This window comes from Maribacter forsetii DSM 18668 (assembly GCF_000744105.1).
In the GTDB taxonomy this organism is placed as follows: domain Bacteria; phylum Bacteroidota; class Bacteroidia; order Flavobacteriales; family Flavobacteriaceae; genus Maribacter; species Maribacter forsetii.
Window position 1 is genome coordinate 1739582 of sequence record NZ_JQLH01000001.1, and the last position, 26725, is coordinate 1766306.

General features: G+C 33.7%; 16 protein-coding genes. 6 read left to right on the plus strand and 10 right to left on the minus strand.

Annotated features, from left to right (window positions below):
- Nucleotides 1-9 precede the first annotated feature (9 nt).
- The 6 genes from P177_RS07380 to P177_RS07405 all read right to left on the minus strand — a co-directional run bounded on the left by P177_RS07380 (nucleotide 10) and on the right by P177_RS07405 (nucleotide 11904).
- Entirely contained in the window at nucleotides 10-3384 is a 3375-nt protein-coding gene (locus P177_RS07380) for a VCBS repeat-containing protein (RefSeq protein ID WP_051941747.1), read from the minus strand.
- Nucleotides 3385-3687: 303 nt separating this feature from the next.
- Nucleotides 3688-5382: a RagB/SusD family nutrient uptake outer membrane protein gene (locus tag P177_RS07385; protein WP_036153480.1), complete on the minus strand. Its 1695-nt coding sequence runs from the start codon at nucleotides 5380-5382 to the stop codon at nucleotides 3688-3690.
- Nucleotides 5383-5386: 4 nt separating this feature from the next.
- Nucleotides 5387-8554 carry a SusC/RagA family TonB-linked outer membrane protein gene (locus P177_RS07390; RefSeq protein WP_245233014.1) on the minus strand — a complete coding sequence of 1056 codons (3168 nt, stop codon included), beginning with the start codon at nucleotides 8552-8554 and terminating at the stop codon, nucleotides 5387-5389.
- Nucleotides 8555-8964: 410 nt separating this feature from the next.
- Nucleotides 8965-10143, minus strand: coding sequence for a THUMP-like domain-containing protein (locus P177_RS07395; RefSeq protein ID WP_036153482.1), 1179 nt, complete (start codon nucleotides 10141-10143; stop codon nucleotides 8965-8967).
- 6 nt (nucleotides 10144-10149) lie between these two features.
- Nucleotides 10150-11250, minus strand: a complete 1101-nt coding sequence (locus P177_RS07400; RefSeq protein WP_036153484.1) for an AI-2E family transporter — start codon at nucleotides 11248-11250, stop codon at nucleotides 10150-10152.
- A gap of 3 nt (nucleotides 11251-11253) precedes the next feature.
- Nucleotides 11254-11904 carry a DUF4159 domain-containing protein gene (locus tag P177_RS07405; protein ID WP_036153485.1) on the minus strand — a complete coding sequence of 217 codons (651 nt, stop codon included), beginning with the start codon at nucleotides 11902-11904 and terminating at the stop codon, nucleotides 11254-11256.
- Between the two features lie 36 nt (nucleotides 11905-11940).
- On the opposite strand from P177_RS07405, the gene P177_RS07410 reads away from it, so the two are divergent.
- Nucleotides 11941-12732 (plus strand): DUF1223 domain-containing protein, encoded by a 792-nt coding sequence (locus P177_RS07410; RefSeq protein WP_051941749.1) that lies wholly within the window; start codon nucleotides 11941-11943, stop codon nucleotides 12730-12732.
- A 2-nt stretch (nucleotides 12733-12734) separates the two neighbouring features.
- Here the strand turns inward: P177_RS07410 and P177_RS07415 are convergent, their stop codons facing one another.
- A complete protein-coding gene (locus tag P177_RS07415) occupies nucleotides 12735-13442 on the minus strand; it encodes a 16S rRNA (uracil(1498)-N(3))-methyltransferase (protein WP_036153487.1) in 708 nt (235 codons plus the stop codon).
- A gap of 17 nt (nucleotides 13443-13459) precedes the next feature.
- Nucleotides 13460-14488 (minus strand): tRNA (adenosine(37)-N6)-threonylcarbamoyltransferase complex transferase subunit TsaD, encoded by a 1029-nt coding sequence (tsaD, locus tag P177_RS07420; RefSeq protein WP_036153489.1) that lies wholly within the window; start codon nucleotides 14486-14488, stop codon nucleotides 13460-13462.
- A gap of 62 nt (nucleotides 14489-14550) precedes the next feature.
- Here tsaD and P177_RS07425 point away from each other — a divergent pair, with 62 nt between their 5' ends.
- From P177_RS07425 to P177_RS07440, 4 genes are all read left to right on the plus strand, one after another.
- Nucleotides 14551-19002, plus strand: coding sequence for a translocation/assembly module TamB domain-containing protein (locus P177_RS07425; protein ID WP_449405300.1), 4452 nt, complete (start codon nucleotides 14551-14553; stop codon nucleotides 19000-19002).
- A 162-nt stretch (nucleotides 19003-19164) separates the two neighbouring features.
- On the plus strand, nucleotides 19165-20151 hold the full coding sequence (gene pfkA / locus P177_RS07430) for a 6-phosphofructokinase (protein ID WP_036153491.1): 987 nt from the start codon (nucleotides 19165-19167) through the stop codon (nucleotides 20149-20151).
- Nucleotides 20152-20175: 24 nt separating this feature from the next.
- The gene (gene gap / locus P177_RS07435; RefSeq protein WP_036153494.1) at nucleotides 20176-21177 is read left to right on the plus strand and encodes a type I glyceraldehyde-3-phosphate dehydrogenase; all 1002 of its coding nucleotides are present in this window, start codon (nucleotides 20176-20178) and stop codon (nucleotides 21175-21177) included.
- 87 nt (nucleotides 21178-21264) lie between these two features.
- Nucleotides 21265-22116: an N-acetylglucosamine kinase gene (locus tag P177_RS07440; protein WP_036153496.1), complete on the plus strand. Its 852-nt coding sequence runs from the start codon at nucleotides 21265-21267 to the stop codon at nucleotides 22114-22116.
- A 5-nt stretch (nucleotides 22117-22121) separates the two neighbouring features.
- Here P177_RS07440 and P177_RS07445 read toward each other — a convergent pair whose 3' ends face one another.
- A complete protein-coding gene (locus P177_RS07445) occupies nucleotides 22122-22502 on the minus strand; it encodes a RidA family protein (protein WP_036153499.1) in 381 nt (126 codons plus the stop codon).
- Between the two features lie 18 nt (nucleotides 22503-22520).
- Nucleotides 22521-25208 carry a putative LPS assembly protein LptD gene (locus P177_RS07450; protein ID WP_245233077.1) on the minus strand — a complete coding sequence of 896 codons (2688 nt, stop codon included), beginning with the start codon at nucleotides 25206-25208 and terminating at the stop codon, nucleotides 22521-22523.
- Nucleotides 25209-25387: 179 nt separating this feature from the next.
- Between P177_RS07450 and P177_RS07455 the strand changes: the two genes are divergently transcribed.
- Entirely contained in the window at nucleotides 25388-26704 is a 1317-nt protein-coding gene (locus P177_RS07455; protein WP_036153502.1) for an N-acetylmuramoyl-L-alanine amidase family protein, read from the plus strand.
- Nucleotides 26705-26725 lie beyond the last annotated feature (21 nt).

A 26725-nucleotide genomic window follows, 5' to 3' on the forward strand; every position in this document is an offset into this window, starting at 1 on the left:
CATTTTCCCTTAATTTTTCTGAAATACCCGAACAGAGTCTCTATTCTGAGTAACGATATAGTATGGATAATTTTCTTTGTTGCTTTTAACGGTAGCTATACTTTTTGAATCTCCAGGCACAAGAAATCCGCTTTTAGATGTCTCAATAGATTTGAATTTACCATTTCCGTCGTTTTGTAGTAATAAACCATTAAAGGCATCATTTCTTCCTATAAAAACTTCATTTCCAAAATTATTTCCAACTAATAAAAGATCTTGGTAACCATCATTGTTGTAATCCAAAGATGTAATTCCGTTTATGGGAGCAACTTGAGCTTCTATAGGTAGTGGACTATATTTAAATGTACCATCACCATTATTTTCTATAATAATACTATTATCATAATTGCCAATTAATTTAGTTGACCCTTCTAATTCTTCATCTGTAAATAAGGTAGCAATAGTTGCTTTGGAATATGCTTTAAATGTGTTATATTTTGCTCTGAAAATTGGACTTTGTCCGTTTAAATCTCCCCAAAAATTTACAGGAAATGCCTTGTAGGTAGGATTGTTAAAGCTGTCTTTGAAATATGCGAACATTACAGGGTCTATAGTGCCATTGTTGTCAAAATCTTTTGCGACTACGGTTACTGGTCTTTCCGCCGAAGGTTGATAAAAATTATTTATACCTAAATTACCAACTACGAAATCAATATCACCATCATTATCTATGTCGGTTTTTATGATACTTTCCCACCAACCGGAAAGTTTTTCAATTCCTGTTTTATCTAATTTTTTGAAACTGGTAACGTTATTTTTAAAGATTGAGATAGGCATAAATTCACCAACTACAATTAAATCATCATTTCCGTCTAAATCAATATCTGCCCAAACAGCATCTGTAACCATTCCTATGTTTCTTAAATCAGGAGACATGCTATTGGTTACATCTTTTAATATGCCATTTTGGTTTTTTAATAAAAAGCTTTTTTCCGTATTCGGGTATTTTGAATAAGGAGTTCTTCCGCCAATGAACAAATCGATAAACCCATCTTTGTCAAAGTCTGAGATGGTAACAATAGAGCCGCTTGTATTAATTATAGGCATTTGATCAGTTGCAATATCAAAGTTTCCTTGACCATCATTAATTAATAACCTATGATTGTAGTATATACTTTCTAGATTAAATTCATTGCTACCAGAAACTAAGAACATGTCTAAATCACCATCGTTCTCTAAATCGAATAAAGCAATACTTTCTTCTTCATATTTCTTGTTTTCTTCATCATCAAATAAACTTTGTTGCGTGAATTTACCTTCTGTGTTTTGAAAAAATAATTGAGGTGAATTGCCTGACGAACTACCAATAATAAAATCTTCAATACCATCACCATTCATATCTCCCACGGCTGTTACTGGACCATTTTGGGTTAATTTATGTGGTATTGTTCGTTGAATATTATAGTCTACAATATCTTTTTCTTCATGTAAATATGATAACCCTATATCACTTGAAACCTCTTTGAAAATCGTTTTTTCTTTTTTGGCAACTAGTGGGAAACTTAATTTATCTGAAGCTGTTGAAACTGCATCTTCATAGTTTAGAATTATTCTTTGATTTGCTTTGACGTTAGATATTTTTTGAAACTTATTATTTGGCCATAGTATTTCAATGGATGTTATTTGTTTTTTGGAGCCGAGACCAAAATGCATGATGTCTTCAACGGTAGACATATAGCCCCTGTAGGTATGATGTTCCTTATATTGAAATGTATCATCATCAAACCTTAAAACAATTTTCGTACCTGTTTTTTGCGATTTTGAAGGGGAATCTTTAAGGTCTATACTTAGGTAATTATGTTGACCATCTTTTAGGTCAGTTTGGTTTTGAAAAATCAACGCTTCATCGTTAATGTTATTTACGATATAATCCAAATCACCATCATTATCTAAATCAGCAAATGCAGCACCATTGGAAAATGATGCTATTCCAATACCCCAATCTTCACTAACATCTGTAAACTGATTGTTGGTATTGTTTTTATATGCGTAATTAGGAATCTTTATTTTTGGGATAGAGTCTAAAATTTGAGCGGGACTTAAATATCTACTAACGTTAAATTTGAAATCGCCAAAATCTAAGTCCGTAATATCTCTTGGAAAACCATTTGTAATTAGTAAATCTTCATATCCATCATTGTCCATATCAGCAAATAGGGGAGACCAGCTCCAATCTGTTTTAGATACACCTGCCATTAATCCTATTTCGCTAAAAGGCACATTGTTTCCATTACCTTTTTGTAACATGTTTCTGGTATGTTGGTATTCATAGCCAAAACGGTCGTTTAAAATATATTCTGTGTATTTGTTTCCTGCTAATGTTGTTTTTAATCTTTCATTGGTTTCACCAAGCATATCTAAGGTGATAATATCCAAATAACCATCATTGTTATAATCGGAAATATCATTACCCATAGAAAACTTACTTTGGTGTTTAATATTCTCTTTTATCTTGTTAGTAAATGTTCCGTCTTGATTGTTAATGTAGAGAATATCATTTGACAGGTAATCATTACTAACATATATATCTGGCCAACCGTCATAGTTTAGGTCGGCTATAGAGAGTCCTAAACCATAACCTTCTATAGTTATACCTGCTTCTATCGTAACATCTGTAAATGTGCCGTCACCATTATTTTTATATAACTTATCATTACTCAGGGCAGAACCGTCGGTAATTTTTTTTCTAAAATTAGATGGTAATATATGTACATCCACATTGTTTAAAACATATAAATCTAAAAGACCATCTTTGTTATAGTCTATGAAAGATGCACCCATACTATTGCCAGATTCTTCAAGGCCATATTCTTTGGCCATATTTTTAAAGGATGGTACACCATTGTTATCTAAACCTTGATGTATAAATAGTAAATTTTTCTTTTCCTCTTCACTGTTTAGCATTGCTGAACAGACGTAAATATCTAGAAATCCGTCATTGTTTATATCTGCCAAGGCAACTCCTGTATTCCATTTATTTAGGGCTTCTATCTTAGATTCTTTAGAGACATCTTTAAATTTAAAATCACCCTGATTTAAATACAATTTATTGGCAACCTGATTCCCACTAAAAAGTATATCGGGCATATTGTCATTATTGAAATCACCAATGGCAACACCACCACCATTAAATATGTATTCACTGGTTAATATATTGAAACTGTCAGTTTCAACAATTTTATTGTTAAAATCAATTCCTGAATCTGAACTTGGTACAATTTCAAATAATGAATTGCTCTGTTTTTTACAATGAGTGGCATTAAGTAGAAACAGTACTAAAGTTATAGCTAGAATTGTTCTTACAGCCTTATGCTTAAAAGTAGTTGTTAGTTTAGAAGTATACAAAGTGAGATGAGTTAGTTGAATGTAAGAGTTGAAAAAAATGATAATTAATATAAAATTGGATAATTAAATCCAATCATTTTATCAAGTACCAAAATAATATTTTTGAATAGAATATCATAGCCACAAGGTTATTTACTTATAGCTTTTGTAGTAATACTTGTTTGTACTTTATAACGTTAATCAATATGGTAGCTCAAACATATTCTAATGATAATAAATGGAGGGTGAATTTCTGTCAATAGCATCAAATAAAAAAGCAGGACATGTTAATGTCCTGCTTTAAATAATTTTAAAAACTATTATTTAGTAACCAGGATTCTGCTCTAGAATACCACCACTTAAATCTATAGCGGTTAATGGGATAGGTAACATATCATGTTTGGCTTCAAAAGTATTTGCTTTAGTACCAAAGTTAGTTATTGTACGACTCTCGTTAACAATGTATTCATTGATTACCTCAACGCTGTTGCCCCATCTTCTTAAATCAAATAAACGATGGCCTTCCATACCCAATTCTAAACGACGTTCATGACGAACAGCTTTTCTTGCGAAAGCCTGATCGTCAAAACTTGTGTAAGGTTCAATTACATAGTTAGCAGCATCTGCATCGCCAGCTTCATTTTGAACATATTCCATATTTTTAGCTCTGTTACGTACTAAGTTTACCCAAGTAAGGGCAGATGCAAGATCGTTAGTTTCAACTGCAGCTTCTGCACCCATTAAAAGAACATCTGCAAAACGTATAATATGATAGTTTATACCAGAGTGTTGTTGCCCCCAAGCACCTGTGCCCTGATTGTCGCTATCACCACTTTGATAAACATTTTTAGCAGGTAAATAAGGTCCGGAAATATCTGAAAAGGTAGCACGTATCCAGGAATGACCGGGGAATGTACCATAACCATTATAATCAATACCTCTTCTACCAACAGTATAATCTAATCTTGGATCTAAAGGACCAGTGTGTGGTGTAAATGCATCTTCATCTTCAATTCCATAATCGTTGGTTACATCATTATTAGCTTCATTAAATGTGTCTAACAATGGAAGTCCGTCTACATCTGTTTGAAAAGCATTTACCAAATCTTGTGAAGGTTGGTAAAAACCACAACAAGAACCAAAAGGACCGGGATTAGGGAAGTTTAATACGCCACCAATATTACCATTTAAAGACTGGCCACTATCTGCGGTAAACTGTATTGAAAAAACTGCTTCAGAACTGTTTTCACCTTCACTTTCAAAATTTGCAAGAAATTCTGAATTTAAGCTATACGGACCATTGTTTATAACATCTTCCAATAAATCAAAAGCAGCAGTCCATTCATTTTGTTGTAAGTAAACTTTTCCTAAATACGCTTTTGCGGTCCAAGAAGATGGTTTTCCAGGTAGACCTTGTGAATCAGGTAGATTATCTACCGCAAATTGAAAGTCAGCTTCTATCTCGTCCCAAATTGGTCCTGAATTTGTTTGGTTGAATTCAGTATTAGCATAATCATCTTCAGAGATATATGGTACGTTTCCATAGATTCTTTGCAATTCAAAATTGAAATGACCTCTTAAAAAACGAGCTTCAGCTAATTGGGCATTTAAATCAGCACCTTCTATAGTAGCGATTAAAGCGATAACTGCATTTGCGCGGTTCACACCTGCAAATATGGATGACCACTTCCCTAATACATAAGGGTTTGCAGTTGTCCAGTTATATACTTCCATTTCAAAAAGATCAGCTTGATCACCATCGGTACTACCTTTGTGGGCATCATCTGCAATAACATCGAACCACCAATTGTCTCCGCTTGCAGCAAAGCCATTGCCAGATAAGTTATTTCGAATACCGTCAAGAGTGGAGTAGGCACCGATTAGTAAAAGTTCTACACCATCTTCGTTTTGAACTTCTTCGTCACTTAAAGAGCCAATAGCAGGCAATTCTGTAAAATCATCGCTACAAGCACTTATAGCAACAAATAATGTGAGTAAATAAATTATATTCTTTTTCATTTTTTTACAATTTTAAATTAAATCCAAGTGTAAGAATTCTAGATTGAGGAACAACCTGGTTATCTACACCTAATGTTAAGTTATTACCGGTAACTGATGAAATGATCTCAGGGTCAAAGCCATCGTAACCAGTTAAGGTAAGTAGATTTGTTCCTTGAATATATACCCTTAATAAATCAAGACCTATTTTTTCGGTAATTTTATCAGGGAAAGCATAACCTAATTGAACATTTTTTAAACGTAAGTAAGAACCGTCTTCAACAAAGTATGAATTTGGTTGTGTTTCACTATTTTGAATAGAATTACTTAATGCTGGTAATGTAGCATTCGTATTTGTTGGTGTCCAAGAATCTAAAACTCTTACACTTCTATTACCATCAACGAAAGTTGGGAAATCAGTAAATATTTTAGTGTAATTGTAAATGTCATTTCCTTGAGAACCTTGTAAGAACAATGACAAGTCAAAAGCTTTGTACCCTAAGTTAAAGTTGAATCCATAAGTGAAATCTGGGTGAGGAGAACCAATAAAAGTTCTGTCGTCATCGTCAATTACCGTGTCACCGTTTACATCTCTATATTCAAATCTGCCTTCATCAGTAAAACCGATTACTTCTCTACCAAAGAAAGAAGAAATAGGCTGACCAACTTGTGTTCTTGATACAGCACCACCACGGAAGCTATCATCTCCTACTTGGAATTCACTTATTAAATCTGTTACTTCATTCTTATAATGAGAAAGGTTTACATCAAAGCCATATTTCCAACCAGAAGCAAACTCATCTTTATATCCAAGACTAATGTCAAAACCGGTATTTTTTACATTACCAACGTTAACATAAGGTGCGGATGCATCAATTGCTGTAGTACTAATCAAACCATTATTTTGTGTAATTAAATCTTTGGTTTTAATTGTAAACCATTCAAAATCAAAATTTAATTTATTGTCAAAAAATCCTAATTCTACTCCTGCGTTTATAGCTTCACTAGTTTCCCATTTTAGGTCTGGGTTACCTACTGAGGTTAGTACAACTCCATAAGCAATAGAACTACCATTTAATGCATAATTTGCCGTACTCTCACTTAATCCAGATAAATTTAAAGTTGGATTGTTTACAGGTAAGGATTGGTTTCCTAGCTGTCCCCATGAACCTTTTAATTTAAACCAGCTTAAAGCAGAATCAGAGGAAACAAAATCTTCCTTGCTTACAACCCAACCAGCACTTAAAGAAGGGAATACATCGCTTTTGTTGTCTCCAAGAAAGCGTGAAGAGGTATCTCTTCTTAATGTTCCCGTTAAAAAATATTTGTCTGCTATGGAATAAGTCGCTGTACCAAAAACTGAAAATAGTGAGTTAGCAGTATCAAAGGCATTATCGACGTTTGGTGTTCCCGTACCATTATTTAATAAGTAGAAGTCAGGACTCTCTACAATATAACCTGTTCTACTAATTTGTTTACCTTTAATTCCGTCTTTAACAGATTCTACTCCTATTAATGCGTCAATCTTACTATTTTCAAAGGTTTTTTTATAACCTAAGGTATTTGTAAAGGTCCAAGAGTATCCATCTTGATTTAATTCTGTAAGCTGATTAGTTCCTAAAGGTTCGCTATGCTCAGGGTCCAATGCTTGAAAACTACGAGTGTTAAAAGAATTAATAGTTCCACCAAAATTTGTTTTAAAGGTTAAGCCTTCAAAAATTTCTGCTGATGCATATATATCTCCTAAGATTCTAATTGTTTTGTTAAAATTATCGCTTTGTCTATTTAATTGAGCTAATGGACTTCTTGAATTACCTGTACCTTGTGCTCCTGTACCTGCAAAATTGCCATCGTCATCGTATAAAGGTATTAATGGACTGCTTCTTACTGCTTCCTCATATTGAGCACCACTTCCTCCTTTGGAGTTACTGTAGGCAGTACTGAAATGTTGACCTATACGTATTTTGTCCCCAATTTTAAATTCTGAATTTAAGCGAATCTGACCAATTTTGTATTCTGTTTCTAAAAGATTACCAGGATTGTTTAAATAATTCGCAGATAAATTATATTTACTATTTTCTTCACCATTTGCAACAGAAAAAGCAACACTTTGAATAATTGCAGTTCTTGTAATAGCATCTATCCAATCTGTTCCATTTGGATTTACGGTAGCCGAGGCATCACCTCTTACGATAGGATCATAAGAAACTACTCTAGTGTAACCATTTAATGATGAAGGGACAACTGCAGATGAACCACTACCATATTGTGGATGATTGAATGCGGTACCATCATTGGCAGCACTTTGAAATAAGACATCCCCTAATTGCTGAGCGTTTAGAAGTTCAGGAACATTTGCTACAGTAGAAAAACCGGTATAAGTATCTATAGATACAATTGGTTTGTCCATATTATAACCACCACCTTTAGTTGTGATAATTACTACCCCGTTAGATGCTCTTGCACCATATATAGCAGCTGCACCATCTTTTAAAACGTTCATTTGATCAATGTCGTTCGGGTTAATACTGTTTAATACAAATGGGTCATCTGTTTGTAGACCATCAATAATAAACAATGGGTTGGTATTATTACTAGTACCAAAACCACGAATATTAATTTTTGGTGGGCTACCAGGGGTAGCATTTTGTACTACAGTTACACCACTTACACGACCTTGTAATGCAGAAGCAGCATTTACAACAGGTGCTTTTGTTGCTTCAGAAACATCTACGGATGCTACGGAACCGGTGACATCACCTCTAGTTTGAGTTGAATAACCTAATACAATAACTTCATCAAGAGCCGCAGCATCTTCAGCTAAAGTTGCATTCACAGTTGATTGACCGTTCACGGCAATCTCTGTACTTTTAAATCCTATATAGCTAAATACCAATGTAGCACCATCAGATACATTTAAGCTATAGTTACCATCAAAATCTGTTTGTGTACCATTAGTTGTTCCTTTTTCTACAACATTGGCTCCAGGTAATGGTTGGCCAGTGTCATCTAAAACGGTTCCCGTAATAGTAGATTGAAGCGTTTTTACTTCAACTTCGTTTGAAGTACTTGTGTTTTCATTTGCTTGTACCAATTGGGTACCTAAGCAAACAAGCATTGATAAAACTCCATACTTAATAAAGGATGACCTTTTGCTGGATTTCATCAACGTGTAATCACGTTTTTGACTCATAATAGTTGTTGTTTGTTAGTTTAAATTAAATGCGCGGAAATTGAGCTTCTAAAATTTATAGTTGCAGTAATTAAATGTTAAAAAAATCAAAATCCGGTATAATAATAGCACTTTTACTTTAAATATCGATAATTCATCAATGTTAATTTTCGAAGGTCATAAATCCATTTTGCAGTATTGTTATTGTAATAATCTGTATTAATAGGCGTAAATATTGAGTAATCAATAATTTAGCTATCGATAAATTTGGAATTTTCTACGTTAAATTTTTAACATTTTCATTTCGTTATGTAGATAAAAATTACGTTAAAAGGTAATTTACAACGTTGTAGTTTTACTTTTTTGAGCTACTTCTAAATGAGTTATAATTTAATAAATGGGAGTGTTAAATGGCATAATAAAATGCTTTTTTAAATCTGAAAACATGAAATAGACACTAATTTTTCGGCAATGTTGGTTGTGAAGAAAAGATAGTTAATTCCACCGTCTTTAATGCCTAGTTTTTTTCTGATTTTTTCTACCGAATCCGGGAAGTTTCTTGTGGTGATATTGGCTTTGGAAATCCCTGATTTTTTAAATGTTTTTTTTGAGTAATCATAAATATCTTCAACTTTAAATATACGCCCAGGGAACTCAATTAATTTTTCTGATGTGTACAAATGTGAATTAGGGTGAAGTTTATATAAGTTGAAATGCTTTCCTATAAAATGAAACGAACCAGATTTTAAAATGGATGTGTTTGGTTCATATATATATGCTAAAGGTTCTGAATATTCAGAGATTGTATGTTCCTCGTCGCTTATATTAAAATTGAACTCTTGTGTGTTATTAGATTTAAAATTTACTGTTTTTATAAGAGTTTCATTATTAAAACCCTTTTCAATTAGCCAAAGTAGCTCCTTTACATCATTGTTAACAGCCACAATGTGTATCTCTTTTACAGATCCCAATTCCTTTAAGCCACTTTTAATATCTAACAATGGTCCAGTTTTAATAATTAGATTCGAAGATTTTGACAGTAAAAGATCCATGTTGCTTACTACATTGGGTTCGCAATCAGCTAAGTAATATACTTTTTTGTTGTTCTTGTCTCTTCTAGATGGGTCTACATAAAGCCAATTATATGAGTTAGATGTGTTATTCAAAAATGCTAATCCATCTTCTGAAATACATTTTATATTTGTAGTACCCATTTGGGTAAAGTTGTAATCGGCAATTTTAGATAGAGCCTCGTTATTTTCGATGTGAGTGACTTGGCTTACTTTACGGGAAAACGCAAATGAATCTACTCCAAATCCACCAGTTACATCAATTAAGGAATTACCTTCTATTAATGAAGCTTTGTAATTTGCTGTAATTTCTGATGAAGTCTGTGAAAGATTAAGTTTGTTAGGGTAATATATATTTTTGGTTTTAAACCATGTAGGTAATTTTGATTTTGCCCTTACTTTTGACTCGATTTGTTCAGCCAACTCTTTTTGGCTGACATTTTTGAACTTTGGTTTTGATAAAATGATTTTGTGAATATCGGTTTTTAGGTTATCATCAATAAAATTTTGAACTTCACTACTTATTATTTCTTTATTCACAACAATCTAAAGATTATGGGTCAAAGATTTTACTATTTGGTTATCAGAAAGAAATTCTTTTAAAATAACTTTAATAGCGGTGTATCCAGGAACAGCAACTATCATACCTACGGTACCAAATAACAAGCCTGCAATGATAATAACCAAGAAAATCTCTAAAGGATGAGATTTTACACTATTGGAAAATATAAAAGGTTGGGAGAAAAAATTGTCTACCAACTGACCAAATAGCAATCCTAAAAATACATAGCCTGTTTTTGGTAATATTACTTCACTGAAATTTGAGCCTAAATTACTGGTCATGGTCAATGTCAACATAATAACACCACCTATTATAGGACCTATGTAAGGTATGATATTAAAAAGGGCGCATAGAAAGGCTATAACTACTGCATTTTCAATACCTACTATTAATAAAACTATCGTATAAATCACAAATAGAATAAAAATTTGTAGTAAAAGACCAACAAAGTATCTTGACAATAATCCATTAATTTTTCCAATTGAATTGGTGGTGCCTTTCTTTTTATCAACTGGAACGAAAATTAATAAACCGTGTTCAAATAATTTACTGTCCTTTAAAAAGAAAAAAGAAATAAAGAGAACTGAAAATAAACCGATACTCGCTGTGCTCAATATATTTAAAAAGGAGTTTAAAAAATTTGGTATAAAACCAATATCTAAGCCCTGTAGAATATTTTGTTCTAAACCAGAATCATCAATTACATCTTCTACTATATGCGATGATAAGCCCAGGTAATTCGTGATTTGATGGTATAATGTGTTTAAACTTTTTTGTAATTCGTCTATATCAAGTAAGGACAGGTTTTTGCCTTGCTCTGTTAACAATGGTATGAATAGAGCTATAATACCTACTAACAAACCAACCATGAGAATCATCGTTATAATAACTGCAAGTATGTTTGGTAGTTTAAGTCGTAATCTAAAAAAACGTACTAAAGGACTGCCTATTAATGCGGTAACAGCTGCAATTGCTAAGTATGCGATAACAGATTGTATCGTGTATAAAAAATATAGTAAAAGAGCTATGCCAACTAATACACCTATTGCTCTTAATATGCCTTGCGATATGGTTTTTGCGGTCATTGATTAATTTTTAAAGGCATAAGTTATAATATTGGCGCCCATTTGTAATGCTTTTTCTCTTACCTCTGCAGGGTCGTTGTGCACCGATGGGTCTTCCCAGCCATCACCTAAATCTGATTCTGATGTAAACAATAATACAATTCTATTGTTTTTTGATATGGCAAATGCTTGCGGGCGTTGCCCATCATGCTCATGAATTTTTGGCAACCCTTTTGGAAAAGAGTAGGTGTTTTTAAATATCTGATGTTCAGCACCTAACTCCTCTAGTTCTGTATTTGGAAAAAGCTTTTTGATTTCTCTAGTGATATAAGGCTTCATGCCATAATTATCATCAATATGTAAAAATCCACCGGATAAAAGGTAGTTTCTTAAGTTTTCTATTTCCTGATCAGAAAACACAACATTACCATGCCCTGTCATATGTAAAAAAGGATATTGAAAAATGGAACTACTACCAACCTCTACGGTTTCTGGTTTACTGTTTATGTTTGTGTCAATATTATTGTTGCAATAGGTAATTAAGTTAGGTAATGCAGTGGGGTTGGCGTACCAATCTCCACCACCTTGATATTTTAAAATAGCTATTTCTTGTGAAAATATCTGAAAACTGCAGAATAACAGGCTTAAAACAAGATATATTGTAAGTTTTTTCATTTTAATTCGAATAATAGTATACCTAATTATACTATTATGTTAGATAAAAAATTGATTATTCTTTTGTTTTTTGGAGCAGGTCTTTTTTTAACCTCCTTTATTCCATCCCAACCGAGTAAAGATAATAAAGTTGGTGATGCTTTTTCTTCAAAGTTTTCAGAAAAAGCATTTAACGGAGTAGTAGTGCTAGAGCTTTTTACTTCACAAGGTTGTTCTAGTTGTCCGCCAGCGGATGAATTATTGCAGGAAGTTAAGGTTAGGTATCCTGATAATGTATTTGTGCTTAGTTACCATGTTGATTATTGGAACTATATAGGTTGGGCTGATCCATTTAGTAATAAGGACTTTACTGAAAAACAAAGCAGTTATAATAGAAAATTTGGATATAAAGGGAACTACACCCCGGAATTGGTGGTTAACGGTAAAGAGCATCTAGTAGGTTCAAATAAAGGAAAGGTTTTAAATGCAATCAATAAATATTCTGTTTTGAAATCAGAGAACCAATTTATTGTTCAAAATTTAAATAGAGAAACGGACAAAATAAATTTCAATTATACTATTGCTGGAGATACTTCAGGTAAAAATGTGCGAGCTGTTTTAGTTTTAAACGAGAGGACAACACAAGTAAAAAGAGGAGAGAACAGACAAAGAACGTTAGTAAACTCCAACATTGTGGTGGCAGAAAAGACGATAAAAATTGCAAATAGCAGTCTTAGTGGTTCTATAGCCATCCCTTCAACCGTTAAAAATAAAGAAGAACTTTTTCTTATGTTGATAATGGAAAACAACAATGGCGATATCTTGGGTGCGGTAAAAGAAGCTATTTAATATTAGCCATTGTTAATGGTTGCTATAATAGTGCAAGCTACGATTGCGGCAGTTTCTGTTCTTAATCTTGTTTTGCCCATAGCAACTGGGGCGTATCCTTTTTGCATAGCATTTTTAATCTCTTCGGGAGAAAAATCACCTTCGGGACCTATTAAAATAGTAACATCTTTATCTGCAGCGACCCTTCTTTTTAGTTCATGCCTTTCGGTGTCTTCACAATGCGCAATAAATTGTAATTCAGCAGCTGGTTTTTCTAAAAATTCAGAAAAACTAATGGGTTCGTTTAGTTTAGGTAGATATGTTTGCAAAGATTGCTTCATGGCTGATTCTAACACACGTTGCATACGTTCAAGTTTTAGTACTTTGCGTTCTGATCTGTCACAAATGATAGGTGTAATTTCATCAATGCCTATTTCGGTAGCTTTTTCTAAAAACCACTCAAAACGATCATTCATTTTGGTTGGTGCAACTGCTATATGTAACCAATGAGATTTTGCATAGGTTTTTTTAGAGGACACCAGTTCTACCTCGCATTTTTTTAAATTATCCCCAATTATTTTTGCTTCAAATAAATAACCGTAACCATTTGTAATCCATAGCTGGTCACCATTTTTTTTTCTCAAAACTTTTATGATGTGCTTACTTTCATTACTATCGAAAATGAAAGTGGCATCAGTGTCTTTTATATCTGAATTATAAAATAATTGCATGTGGGTTGTTTTAAAAGCTATGATATAACATACCTGGCTTTAGCCGTTACATCTTGTTGAGAAAATTTCTCATTCTTGTATTTTTGATAGCCTACAATACCTATCATGGCCGCATTGTCAGTGCAATACTCAAATTTAGGAATATAGGTTTTCCATCCAAACTTGGATTGTGCTTCAACCAGTGCGTTTCTAATACCGGAATTTGCTGATACTCCACCGCCAATGGCAATTTCTTTTATACCAGTCTGTTTTACAGCTTTTTTCAATTTTCTCATCAATATAGTGATGATTGTATATTGTATAGAAGCACAAATATCCTCCAAATTGTTCTTGATAAAATCCGGATTTTCTTTCGTTTGTCTTTGAATAAAGTATAAAATATTGGTTTTTAATCCGCTAAAACTAAAATCCAAGTCTTTTACATTTGGTATGGTGAATTCAAATTTATGAGGATTGCCAGTTGCGGCATATTTATCTATTAATGGTCCGCCAGGGTAGGGTAGACCTAAAATTTTTGCACTCTTATCAAATGCTTCACCAACTGCATCATCTAAAGTTTGCCCAATAATTTTCATATCAAAGAAATCGTTGACTTGAACAATTTGTGTATGACCTCCACTTATGGTCAATGCCAAAAAAGGAAATGATGGTGCCTTCATAGTTTCCTCATTTATAAAATGAGCTAAAATATGGGCTTTCATGTGGTTAACTTCAATAAGAGGTATTTGTAAACCTAATGATAAAGATTTTGCAAATGAGGTGCCTACAAGTAATGAGCCCATTAGTCCAGGTCCGCGTGTAAATGCTATGGCTGATAATTGTTTTTTATCGATATTTGCTTTGGCTATGGCTTGATGAACGACAGGGACTATATTTTGTTGATGCGCTCTTGAAGCAAGTTCTGGTACAACCCCTCCATATTCTTCGTGAATAGCCTGGGTAGCCACAACATTACTGAGCACTTTATCGTTCATTAAAACTGCCGCAGAAGTGTCATCACAGGAAGATTCTATAGCAAGTATATAAATTGTATCGTGTTCAGACATATTTGGAATAAAATTTGAGCAACAAAGGTAAAACATAAAGACCTATCAAAAAACTGAGAAAAATATTGGTTAGAACATTATTGGTGCTTTTGCTGATATGTGTTTTAGGTACTATCATTTTTTCACTGCCAGTGGTACAGACCTTGTTGGCACAGTTTGCTACGAAAAAAATTAACGATCAGTATGGTACGCATATCAATATTGAGCGCTTAAAGGTTTCTTTGATTTCTTGGAATACGGGTTTGGAAGGAGTCTTTATTGAAGACTACAAACAAGATACTTTATTCTATGTAAATGAGCTTAAAACCTCTATTCTTAGCATAGGTAATTTAGCTCAAGGTAACTTAGAATTCGGAGATATAGATGTTGATGAATTGAATTTTAAGCTTAAAACTTATTTCGGAGAAACGAATACTAATCTGGAGGTTTTCGTAGATAAGCTAGATAATGGTAAACCACGGGCTCCAGGTACGCCACCTTTTAAACTTTCCTCATCTAATGTAGATATTGAAAATAGTAGGTTTAAGTATATTGATGAAAATCTAAATAATGCGACTGTCTTAAATTTTGATAGTCTAAATATAAATGCAGGAGATTTTTTAATTCTAGGTCCTGAGGTTTCTGCAGATATTCAAGAGATGTCCTTTTTTAGTAATAGAGGATTAAGAGTTGATAGATTAGCAACAAATTTTAAGTATACAAAGCAGCAAATGCGCTTTGATTCCTTGCAAATACAAACTCCGCTTTCTGCTTTAGATGGTAATTTGGTATTTAATTATGACCGAAAAGATTTTGCGGATTTCTTGAACAAGGTTAATGTGGTAGCAGAGTTTAAAGAATCTAAGGTTGCTTTTGATGAAGTCAACTTGCTGTACAATGAATTTGGTAAGGGAAAAGAAGTAACGTTCAACGCCAATGTAAACGGAGTTTTAAATGATCTTAATACTGATGATCTCTTCCTGTTTTCTGATGATACCGGAATACGTGGCGATTTTAATTTTAAAAATTTATTTAACAAGCAAAAACCTTTTAGCTTAAATGCTGAAATGAAAAATGTTACAAGTAGTTATTATCAATTGAATGCTTTATTACCAAACTTAATTGGCAAGTCATTACCATCTTCTTTTAGTAAGCTTGGGCAATTTACTATTCGTGGTAATGCTTTTATTACCAATTCTTCAGTAGATGCAAAAGTAAATTTAAACACCGCCGTAGGTAGCAGCTATGCGGATATTGTACTAAGTGATTTTAATAATATTGACAATGCTACTTATAAAGGATTTATCTCTTTGATAGATTTTGATTTAGGTGATTTTATCGAAAATAAAAACCTAGGTAAAACGACTTTGGATTTCAACGTAGAAGGAAAAGGTTTTGTGAAAGAGAAACTGAACACTGAGGTAATAGGGCAAATATATTCCATAGAATTTAATAAATATAATTACCAAGATTTACGTGTTTCAGGTCTAATTAAAGATCAGTTGTTTGATGGTTCTTTGATTAGTAATGACGAGAATTTTAAATTTGATTTTAAGGGTCTAGCCAATGTGGCAGAAACAAGAAATAACTTCAATTTTATAGCTTCTGTAGATTATGCAGATTTAAAGAAGTTGAATATTATAAATGATAGTGTTTCTGTTTTTAAGGGTAATGTTAGTATGGATATTACCGGTACTACCTTAGATAATATTACCGGAGATATTAAATTTACACAAACCAGCTATCAAAACGTAAATGATACTTATTATTTTGAAGATTTTGTCGTGACCTCTAGCTTTGGTGAAGATCGTGAGCGCACTATCAATATAAACTCGCCAGATATAATTACCGGTTTTATGAAAGGTAATTTTAAAGTAAGGGAATTGGGTAAACTTGTACAAAACTCTTTGGGTAGTATTTATACAAATTATAGGCCGTTTCAAATATCTGATGGTCAAAATCTTTCCTTTAATTTTAAAATATATAACAAGATTGTAGACGTATTCTTTCCTGAGGTACGTTTTGATCCCAACACTTTTATAAAAGGGAATATAGTAGCGGATGATGGTGATTTTAAACTGAATTTTGCGTCTCCAAGTATAGAGGCTTTTGGTACGGCTGCCGATAGTATTGAGGTTAGAATTGATAATAAGAACCCGCTCTTCAATACTTTCGTTTCTGTGGGTGAATTGGATACGCCGTATTATAATTTTAAGGATTTTAATCTGATTAACACTACTTTAAAAGATACCTTGTTCTTTAGGTCAGAATTTAAGGGAGGTAGTGAATTTAACGATTCATATAACCTGAACTTTTATCATACATTTAATAAGGATAATAAATCCGTTATTGGTCTTAAAACTTCCGATGTTAATTTTAAAGGCAATAAATGGGTATTGAATAAAGATGGCGATACCAAAAACAAGGTTATACTAAATAGGTCTTTAGATAGCATTACAATTCAAGAAATTGTAATGAACAATGAAGAAAAAGAACAAATTCGATTGAAAGGTCAGTTTGCAGATTCAACATACAAAGATCTGCAGCTTCAGTTCAAAATTGTTTCTTTAGATAAGATTACACCTGTTATTGATAGTCTAAAACTTCAAGGAGAAGTTAATGGTACTTTGAATGTACTACAGAAAGACGGAATCTACCTGCCTTCGTCAAATTTGAATATCGATCAATTTGGAATTAATAATATTCCGTTGGGTGATTTAGCAATCAACATTATCGGGAATAAAGATTTATCTGAGTTTCAAGTAAATTCTCAATTATCAGACAATAATGTTGAAAAGTTCAGCGTAGTAGGAAGTGTTGAGAATAAGGGAAAAATACCTAAAGCAAACCTAATTGCAAATTTTAATGATTTTAGTTTAGAACCATTTAGTCCTTTGGGTGAAGGGATTATTGATCATATACGTGGTGATATTGATGGAAGGGTCAAGATAGAAGGTAATGTAGATAATCCTAATTTTAATGGGCTGCTGACTTTAGATAATGCGGGTATTGCTGTGCCATATTTAAATGTTGATTATGGTTTTGCGCCTCGATCAAGGGTAGTTCTTAAGAATCAGACTTTTGATTTTGAAAATATAGCGTTAGAAGATGTGGCAAAAGGTACACGTGCCAATATTGATGGTACAATAACACATAGTTTCTTCAAAGATTGGGTTTTAGACTTAAACGTAGACACTAAGAATGATAGATTCTTAATTTTGAATACCGAATTTAAGGAGGGTGAATTATATTATGGAGATGGGTATTTAAATGGAACCGGACGTATTTATGGACCAACTACTGCACTGAATATAACTGTAGACGGAGCTACCGCTAAAGGAACTTCTTTAAAAATACCACTAAGTGATGTTGCAAGTGTAGGTGATTATTCTTTTATCAATTTTTTAGAGAAGAAGGATAAACAGCGAATTGAAAGTAAGCTCCAATTAAAGGATTACCAAGGGCTAGAGCTAGAATTTAACCTTGACGTTACTCCTGATGCAGAAGTTGAAATTGTAACTGATACAAAAACCGGAAGCTCTTTGAAAGGAACTGGTGCAGGAATTATCTTAATTCAAATCAATACCAATGGTAAGTTTGAAATGTATGGGGATTATGTTGTTGTAACAGGTGAGTTCAATTATAAGTTTGGTGGTATCATAGACAAGAAATTTAAGGTAGAGCCTGGTGGTACCATAAACTGGGATCAAAAACCTTTAGAAGCTATTTTAGATATGGAGGCGGTATATTCTTTAAATGCCAATCCTGCGCCTTTGCTTGATGATGCTGGATTTACGAGAAGAATCCCTACTGATGTAATTATTAGTCTAACAGGGCAACTTCAAAAACCGGATATTGATTTCGGTATTGATTTTCCGGGTACCAACTCCATCGTCAAATCAGAATTGGAATATCGTTTGCAAGATCCTACAGTTGAAGAAAAAAATGCCATATTCTTATTGGCACAAGGTACATTCGTAAATTCTCAAAGTGGTATCAATCAACAAGCGATAACAGGTAACTTGGTTCAAAGTGCATCCAGTATTCTAAACTCTATATTAAGCGGTGGTAATGATAAATTTAATCTTGGTTTATCTTATGAGCAAGGTATATTGGATCGGTCAGCTGATATAGAAACGGATGATAGAATAGGGGTTACGGTATCTACTCAAATATCAGATAGAATATTGTTTAATGGTAAAGTAGGTGTTCCGGTGGGCGCATCTAGTGAAACATTGGTTGCGGGTGATTTTGAAATTCAGGTATTGCTGAATGAAGAGGGTACGCTAAGTGCTAATTTTTTCAGTAGACAAAGTGAAATACAAGCCTATTTATCTGATCAACAAGGTTCCACTCAAGGTGCAGGAATATCTTATGAGGTAGATTTCAATAATTTTAAAGAACTATTCCAAAAGATTTTGGGTGCTAAGCCTGCAGTTGAGAAAGAACCTGTAAAAGAAGTTGAAACCCCATCTTCAGTCATGGGTAATGATAGTTTAATCCGATTTTATGACAAGCCTAAATCATTAAATTAACAAACGAATCCTCATCTTTTTTGTAATAAATAACAAATTTTAAGAATTTGACTATTAATCTGTTACAGCGAAATCCTTTTCGTTGATTTTTTCTTAAAATGCGACTGGGTTTTATTCCGTTTTTGACTAAGATTTATTAATTTCGTTGGCTTAAATTTTTCCATGTCTTTAGAAATAAAAAAAATAGCAGTTTTGACCTCAGGTGGTGATTCACCAGGTATGAATGCAGCCATAAGATCAGTTGTTCGTACGTGTGCCTACATGAAGGTAGATTGTGTTGCAGTCTATAGAGGGTACCAAGGTATGATCGAGGGAGATTTTAAACCAATGGATGCCCGTAGCGTAAATAATATTATCAATAAAGGAGGAACTATTTTGAAATCTGCACGTTGTGACGATTTTAGAACTCCAGAAGGAAGAAAAACAGCTCACGATCAACTTTTAAAAGAAGGTATAGACGCATTTGTTGTTATTGGTGGCGATGGTAGTTTTACAGGTGCTATGATTTTCAATAGAGAATATAATTTTCCTGTAATAGGTATTCCCGGAACTATTGATAACGATATATTCGGTACTACGTTCACGTTAGGTTTTGATACTGCATTAAATACTGTGGTAGAATGTATAGATAAAATTAGAGATACGGCAAGTTCTCATAACAGACTTTTCTTTGTAGAAGTTATGGGTAGGGATGTTGGGCATATAGCGTTGAACGCAGGTGTTGGTGCTGGTGCTGAAGAAATCTTGATTCCAGAAGAGAATTTAGGTTTGGATAGATTGCTTGAGTCTTTAAAAAGAAGTAAAGAATCTGGTAAGTCTTCAAGTATCGTAATCGTTGCGGAGGGTGATAAATCTGGTAAAAATGTTTTTGAGCTTAAAGAATATGTTGAGGAACATTTACCAATATATGATGTACGAGTGTCTGTATTAGGACATATGCAAAGGGGTGGAGCACCATCTTGTTATGACCGTGTTCTTGCCAGTAGAATGGGTGTTAAGGCAGTTGAAGCTTTGTTAGAGGGCAAGACCAACCTAATGGTGGGCATTCAGGATAATAAACTTACGTTGACGCCGATCAACAAGGCCATTAAAGGGCATACAAAAATTGATAAGGAGCTTATACGAGTTTCAGAAATAATGACTACATAATATTAAAAATTAAAAATAGAGAAAATGTCAAATTTGAAAATAGGAATTAACGGTTTTGGTAGAATAGGTAGATTGGTATTCAGAACTACAATTAAACGTGGTGATGTTGATGTTGTTGCTATCAACGACTTGTTAGATGTTGAGCACTTGGCTTACTTGTTAAAGTATGATTCTGTTCACGGTAAATTCGATGGTACTGTAGAGGTAAAAGATGGTAACTTGGTTGTAAATGGTAAAACGGTACGTATTACTGCAGAAAGAGATCCAAAAAGTATTAAGTGGGATGCTGTTGGTGCTGATACTGTTGCAGAATGTACAGGTATATTTACAACTTTAGAAACTGCTCAATACCATATTGATGGTGGTGCTAAAAAAGTAGTTATTTCTGCTCCTTCTAAAGATGCGCCAATGTTTGTAATGGGTGTAAACCATAAAGAGGTTAAGGCATCAGATGTTATTGTATCCAATGCATCTTGTACTACTAACTGTTTAGCTCCTGTTGCTAAGGTGTTAAATGATAGTTTTGGTATAGAAGAGGCGTTGATGACAACAATCCACGCAAGTACTTCTACTCAATTTACAGTAGATTCACCTTCTAGAAAAAACTACCGTTTAGGTCGTTCTGCAATGTTGAATATTATTCCTTCAACTACAGGTGCTGCTGTTGCGGTAACCAAAGTTATACCTGCATTAACAGGAAAACTTACTGGTATGGCGTTTAGAGTGCCTACTGCAGATGTGTCTGTTGTGGATTTGACTGTGAGAACAAGTAAGGAAACTTCTTTGGATGAAATTAAAAAAGCTTTCAAAGCTGCCTCTGAAGGTGAGCTTAAAGGTGTATTAGGTTATACTGATGAAGCAGTTGTTTCTCAAGATTTCGTAAGTGACCCAAGAACTAGTATTTTTGATGCAGAGGCTTGTATAGAGCTTAACTCTGGTTTCTTTAAGCTAATTTCTTGGTATGATAACGAGGCTGGTTTCTCTAACAAAATGGTAGACTTAATGCAGCACGTTAATACCTTATAACCTTAATTTTAGTATAACATAGATATATCCTGAAAATGAGGCGCTTTTACCTTATTTTCAGGATTATTTTTTAAAGACCTTCGGTATATGATTTTAATAGTAGATAGTGGCGCAACCAAGTCAGATTGGATTGCATTGGATGAAAATGGTGAACAACTTTTTTTAACACAAACTTTAGGTCTAAGTCCTGAGGTACTGACAAAAGATGTTATTGAAGATCGTTTAGCGAATAATTTTGAAATTTCTAAGAACAGGGAGAAGGTAACCCATCTTTATTTTTATGGTGCAGGTTGTGGAACCGACCGTATGAAATTGTTCTTAAAATCCATCTTTAAAGACTTTTTTCCGAATGCTAAAGCTGATGTAAAAGAAGATACATATGCTGCCATATTTGCTACTACCAAAGTAGGTCATCAAGGTATCGTTTGTATTTTGGGTACAGGTTCTAATTGTAGTTATTACGATGGTAACCAACTGTTTCAAAAAGTAACGTCATTAGGGTATATTCCTATGGACGATGGTAGTGGTAACTTTTTTGGCCGTAAATTAATACGTGACTACTACTTTCATAAAATGCCTGCAGATTTAGCTCATAAATTTGCAAAGCAGCATGATTTGGATGCTGATGTTATTAAAGAGAATTTATACAAGCAACCTAACCCAAATACCTATTTAGCAACCTTTGCTCGGTTTTTAATCGAGAACAAAGATCATCCATATTCTAAAGGCGTTATAGATAAAGGATTTCAGCAGTTTATAAATAACTATGTAATGCAGTTTGAGCTTGCGACAAAAGTACCAATCAATTTTGTTGGTAGTGTTGCTTATTATTTAAGAGAAGAACTAACTTCTGTATTGCTAAGAAACGACTTAATAGTTGGTGTAATTAGACAAAAGCCTATTGAAGGTCTTGTGGAATTTCACAAAGCTAATATGTAAATTTTTTATTTTACGGCAATCATAGAAATTTCAACATTTACAAACTTAGGTAAATTTGCAACTTCTACTGTTTCTCTAGCTGGTGCAGTTTCTGCATTAAAATATGAAGCATATACTTCGTTAACTTCAGTGAACTGATTCATGTCACTAAGAAAAATAGACGATTTAACAACATTTTCAAAGGTCATTTCAGCTTCGGTTAAAATGGCCTTTAAATTTTCCATAGACTGTTTAGTTTCTAGCTTGATGTCTCCGGAAACTAATTCACCACTTTTAGGATTTAATGGAATTTGACCTGAAATGTATAAAGTACCGTTGCTCAATGTTGCTTGGTTGTAAGGTCCTATAGGTGCTGGAGCGTTCTCTGTGTTTATTATTTTCTTCATTTTTTTAGAATTTTGGTGTTAGTTCTGGCTTCTGTTTTCCCATTTAAGATCCTTAAGTATAGATGAATCTATACCTATAAAAAAGTACCATCTTTTATAAGTGCCGAAAGGAGTCCAGTTAAAGCGCATTGTAAAACTCTTTAAGTCTCTTTGAAAACGTAATTGAGTTAGGGTGAAACCTTGATTTTTAAAATCGTAACCAGAAGAGCCACCTACAGACCAACGTGGAGCAAGTTCTATGTCACCCGAAAACATTAACGAGTGACTGCTAAATTCATTTTGCCGTGCAGAATTACTGTAGTTTGCTGAGTAGGCCAGTCTAAAGTTCCAGGGTATTTTTGTGCCAAATATAGGGTTCTCAACGTCAGAATTCTTATCGTCCTTTCTGACAGGATTTGAGTTGAAGTCATCGGCACGACCAAACAGGTCGTCTTCCCTACCGCCACTTTGTGCAACATAATCAAAAGGGTCTAGTTCTTCTTCGTCGTCTCTTTCCTTATCATCTTTTTTACCGAACATTTCACTACTGATGGAGTATGATACGTTCGCATTTGCTCTGGTTAATCTAAAAAGGCTTCCTCCATTATCAATATTAAAAGTGTTTATTCTTGTTCCGTTATTGTCAATAGCATACGGGTCTAAACCGGCAGAGAAGTTAATAGACATTTTATTGTCAAGGATATTTGTACCGCCATTTATACTTAATGGGTTGATGCGTAACGAATCTGATTCAAAATTATATCCTGTAGAAATATTGAAATTACTTAAAAGGGAGATTTTTTTCGGTTCTATTTTTGTAGAATCCTTATCCCTGACCTTTGCCTCTAAGGTATTGGCTAAAGAGAAACTTAAACTATTTGATTGCCCTAAAGATGGTGCTCCATTCAATGTACCTGTAAATCGGCTGTACTGGACTTCAACTCCGTCCTCACCAATATACTCATCATAAAACTGTTCAAAAGATGGTGCATAGCCATAGCTTAATGATGGTCTTACAGTATGTCTAAGTGCTTGAAATTTTTTGTCCTCACCAAAAACATATGTACCATAAAGTGTGGTACCTATACTTGCACTAAAATTATAGGTGTTGTAACGATCAAAACCACTAATAGTATCCGTTATTACTTCATTTGTGTCAGCATCAAAACGTTGGTTAAATGTTTCCAATGACCAAACATCTTCATAATTACCACCAACACTTACACTGAAAAATTTAGCGACTTTAAAGTTTGTGGCAACCGGTATACTGTGGCTTGCACCCACACGGGCATTATCAAACATTTTTGCGGTGAAAAAATCTTCGTCGTTAGTGGTTAATCTATTTTGGGCATTGACACTATATTGAAAATTGATATTATCAATAATTCCCTTTTTTATGCCATCTTTTTTTACAAATGGATAAATACGCTCAACACTTGCTTGAAATGTAGGTAAGGTCATATTGATGTTGTCATCATCATCGTCATCGTCTGTTGCAGCTGACGTCAGTTGCGAATGCGTAGCGGTTACACTCATATTCACAGAGGGATAATTAGGGAATGTTTTAGAATATGAAATTGAAGAGGATAAGGTATTGTTTTGTGTGTTAGGTAAGTTGCTTTGTTGTAAAGAGTTTTGATAAAAATCACTACTACCTAAGTTTACAGATGCTGAAAATCTAGAATTTGGACTAGCTTTTGTGTCTTGCGAATGAGAAAATTGAATGTTATAGTTACGAGATAAACTATAGTCGCTGAATCCTTTTTGACTATTGACAATATTTTCAAATCTTAAATTTACATTCCCTCTATATTTATAGCGTTTTGTATAAATGGAGGCTGTTCTAAATGCGTAACTACCATTGGTGTAAAAATCACCAGATAACGTAATGTCTGCATAATCCCCTAAAGGAACATAGTATCCCATATCTTGTAGAAAGTAGCCGGTATTAGGGTCGTTACCAAAAGAAGGCATTAAAATACCCGCAGATCTACCAACGGTTAATGGGAAATATGCAAAAGGCATGGCTATAGGTGTAGGTACATCGGCAATATATAAATTGCTAAAACCGGCAATAACCTTCTTTTTAGGTACAAATTTTGCCTTTCTAACTCTTATGTAGTAATCAGGATTTATAGTGTCTGTTGAAGTGGTCAGTTTTCCTTCACTTAAAAAGTAGACAGAGTCATTTTCTTTTTTTGTTATTTCGGCATATACCTTCATGGCATCACTACCCAATGATCCAGCTGCGGCTTGCTGTTCTGTTCTAGAATTCCAGATCAGCGCTTTTTGTGTGTCAAAATTGAAACGTATAGAATCTGGTATAACAATATTTTCTCCTTGTTTAAAGTAGGGGAGCTGGGTGTAGTTACCTAAGGAGTCTATCATTCTACCTGCGTAGACTTCATTTTTAATATAATCCATTATTATGATACCGGCTTTTAATTCGGTATCTTGATAATAGATTTCCGCCTCATTGTAGAGGTATATCTTGTTATCTTTTTGACTTAATTTTACGTAGTCTTTTGCCTTGTATTTAATTTTATCTAAAAGTAAAGGGGGTTTTTGGTTTAAGGAATCTGCAGCTAAAGAATCGTTGGCTATAGAGTCCCTGAGCGCTGTTGGTGGGAACAATGGCGCAATTATTGAATCTCTTTCAGCTTTGATGTTGAGAGTCGTAATTTTACCTTCTTGACCGGTGGCATAAAAAGCACTGGCAAAGACCATTAATAGGAAAAGTAAGTATTGTTTATTTGATTGCAAGGCTATATATCCTATTTTTGTAAAGGTTTGGCGGTCCAATGAGCCGTTATTTAAGATGTCAAACTTACATATATTTTTTAATCCGTATGTAGGGTCTTACAATAAATTTAACCATTATAAGGGCGATAAAATCCCTAACACATATGAAAATAAAATTCTTTAGCATTTCTTTAGTTTTATCCACAGCGTTATTACTTCTGTCTTTTACAACGTCTGACAAGGAAAATATATCAGATGATCCATTTATAGTTGTACTTGATGCCGGGCACGGTGGGCATGATCCCGGAAACTTGGGTAATGGTTATTTAGAAAAGAAAATAGCCCTGAATATTGTTTTAAAAGTGGGTGAAATTCTTTCCAAGAATAAAGATATAAAGGTTATTTACACTCGTAAAGATGATACTTTTATTGATTTGTATGTTAGGGGAGAAGTCGCAAATAAAGCAAATGCCGATTTATTTGTGTCAGTACATTGTGATTCTCATACTTCTGATGCTCATGGTGCGGGAACTTTTGTATTAGGACTTCATGCCAATAAACAAAATTTTGAAATTGCGAAGAAAGAAAACTCGGTAATTTATTTAGAGGATAATTACGAGAATAGATATGCCGATTACGATATTAATTCTCCAGAATCTGTTATTGGACTTACAATAATGCAGGAAGAGTTTTTAGATCAAAGTGTTGCTTTGGCAACTATGATACAGGAAAATTTTTCTAGTCAATTAAAAAGAACGGATAGAAAAGTGAAGCAAGCAGGTTTTATTGTACTGCATCAAACGTTTATGCCTAGTGTTTTGGTTGAAACAGGATTTTTAACTAATAAGTCTGAAGGAGCTTATTTAAATTCTACAAAGGGCCAAAATGAAATGGGTGACGCAATTGCAAAAGCAATTTTACATTATAAAGAAGGGGTTCAGCCTACTGTGCAAAGCATTGAGCACATAGAGACAAAACCAACGGCGCCGCCTGTAAAAGAAGAAATAGTTGAAAAGGTAGAAGAGAAGAAAGAAGTTATAGTTGAACAGGCAAAAGAGACTATTGTTGAGCCTGTTGAAGAAGTAGTTGCCGAAGTTGAGAAGCCAAAAGAAATTAGCATGCCTCCAAAAACTGAGGTGGTAAAAGAAGTAGTTGATGTACCAGTGGTAAAGACAAAAGAAGCAATAAATGAAAAGGAAGTTGCAGATTCTATTGTTTTTAAGGTTCAATTGATGGCGAGTAGTAAGAATGTTGCTCTAAATTCTAGTAACTTTAAAGGATTGTCAAACCTATCTCAAGAACCATATAAAAACTTATATCGTTACATGTATGGTGAAACAAGGTCATACAGAGAAGCAAAAATGATGCAGACCCAGGCGCAAGAAAAAGGATACCCATCCGCTTATATTGTAGCCTATAAACTAGGAGAAAGAATTCCTATTCAACATGCTATTGACGAGGTTTCTAATTTTAGACCATAAAGTGTAAATATTATTCATAAT

What these genes read in the sequence shown, in the direction of transcription:
- P177_RS07385 (WP_036153480.1), bottom strand. Translation starts at nt 5,382, where the DNA reads ATGAAAAAGAATATAATTTATTTACTCACATTATTTGTTGCTATAAGT.
- P177_RS07390 (WP_245233014.1), bottom strand. Translation starts at nt 8,554, where the DNA reads ATGAGTCAAAAACGTGATTACACGTTGATGAAATCCAGCAAAAGGTCA.
- P177_RS07400 (WP_036153484.1), bottom strand. Translation starts at nt 11,250, where the DNA reads ATGACCGCAAAAACCATATCGCAAGGCATATTAAGAGCAATAGGTGTA.
- P177_RS07405 (WP_036153485.1), bottom strand. Translation starts at nt 11,904, where the DNA reads ATGAAAAAACTTACAATATATCTTGTTTTAAGCCTGTTATTCTGCAGT.
- P177_RS07410 (WP_051941749.1), top strand. Translation starts at nt 11,941, where the DNA reads ATGTTAGATAAAAAATTGATTATTCTTTTGTTTTTTGGAGCAGGTCTT.
- P177_RS07415 (WP_036153487.1), bottom strand. Translation starts at nt 13,442, where the DNA reads ATGCAATTATTTTATAATTCAGATATAAAAGACACTGATGCCACTTTC.
- tsaD (WP_036153489.1), bottom strand. Translation starts at nt 14,488, where the DNA reads ATGTCTGAACACGATACAATTTATATACTTGCTATAGAATCTTCCTGT.
- pfkA (WP_036153491.1), top strand. Translation starts at nt 19,165, where the DNA reads ATGTCTTTAGAAATAAAAAAAATAGCAGTTTTGACCTCAGGTGGTGAT.
- gap (WP_036153494.1), top strand. Translation starts at nt 20,176, where the DNA reads ATGTCAAATTTGAAAATAGGAATTAACGGTTTTGGTAGAATAGGTAGA.
- P177_RS07440 (WP_036153496.1), top strand. Translation starts at nt 21,265, where the DNA reads ATGATTTTAATAGTAGATAGTGGCGCAACCAAGTCAGATTGGATTGCA.
- P177_RS07445 (WP_036153499.1), bottom strand. Translation starts at nt 22,502, where the DNA reads ATGAAGAAAATAATAAACACAGAGAACGCTCCAGCACCTATAGGACCT.
- P177_RS07450 (WP_245233077.1), bottom strand. Translation starts at nt 25,208, where the DNA reads ATGGTCTTTGCCAGTGCTTTTTATGCCACCGGTCAAGAAGGTAAAATT.
- P177_RS07455 (WP_036153502.1), top strand. Translation starts at nt 25,388, where the DNA reads ATGAAAATAAAATTCTTTAGCATTTCTTTAGTTTTATCCACAGCGTTA.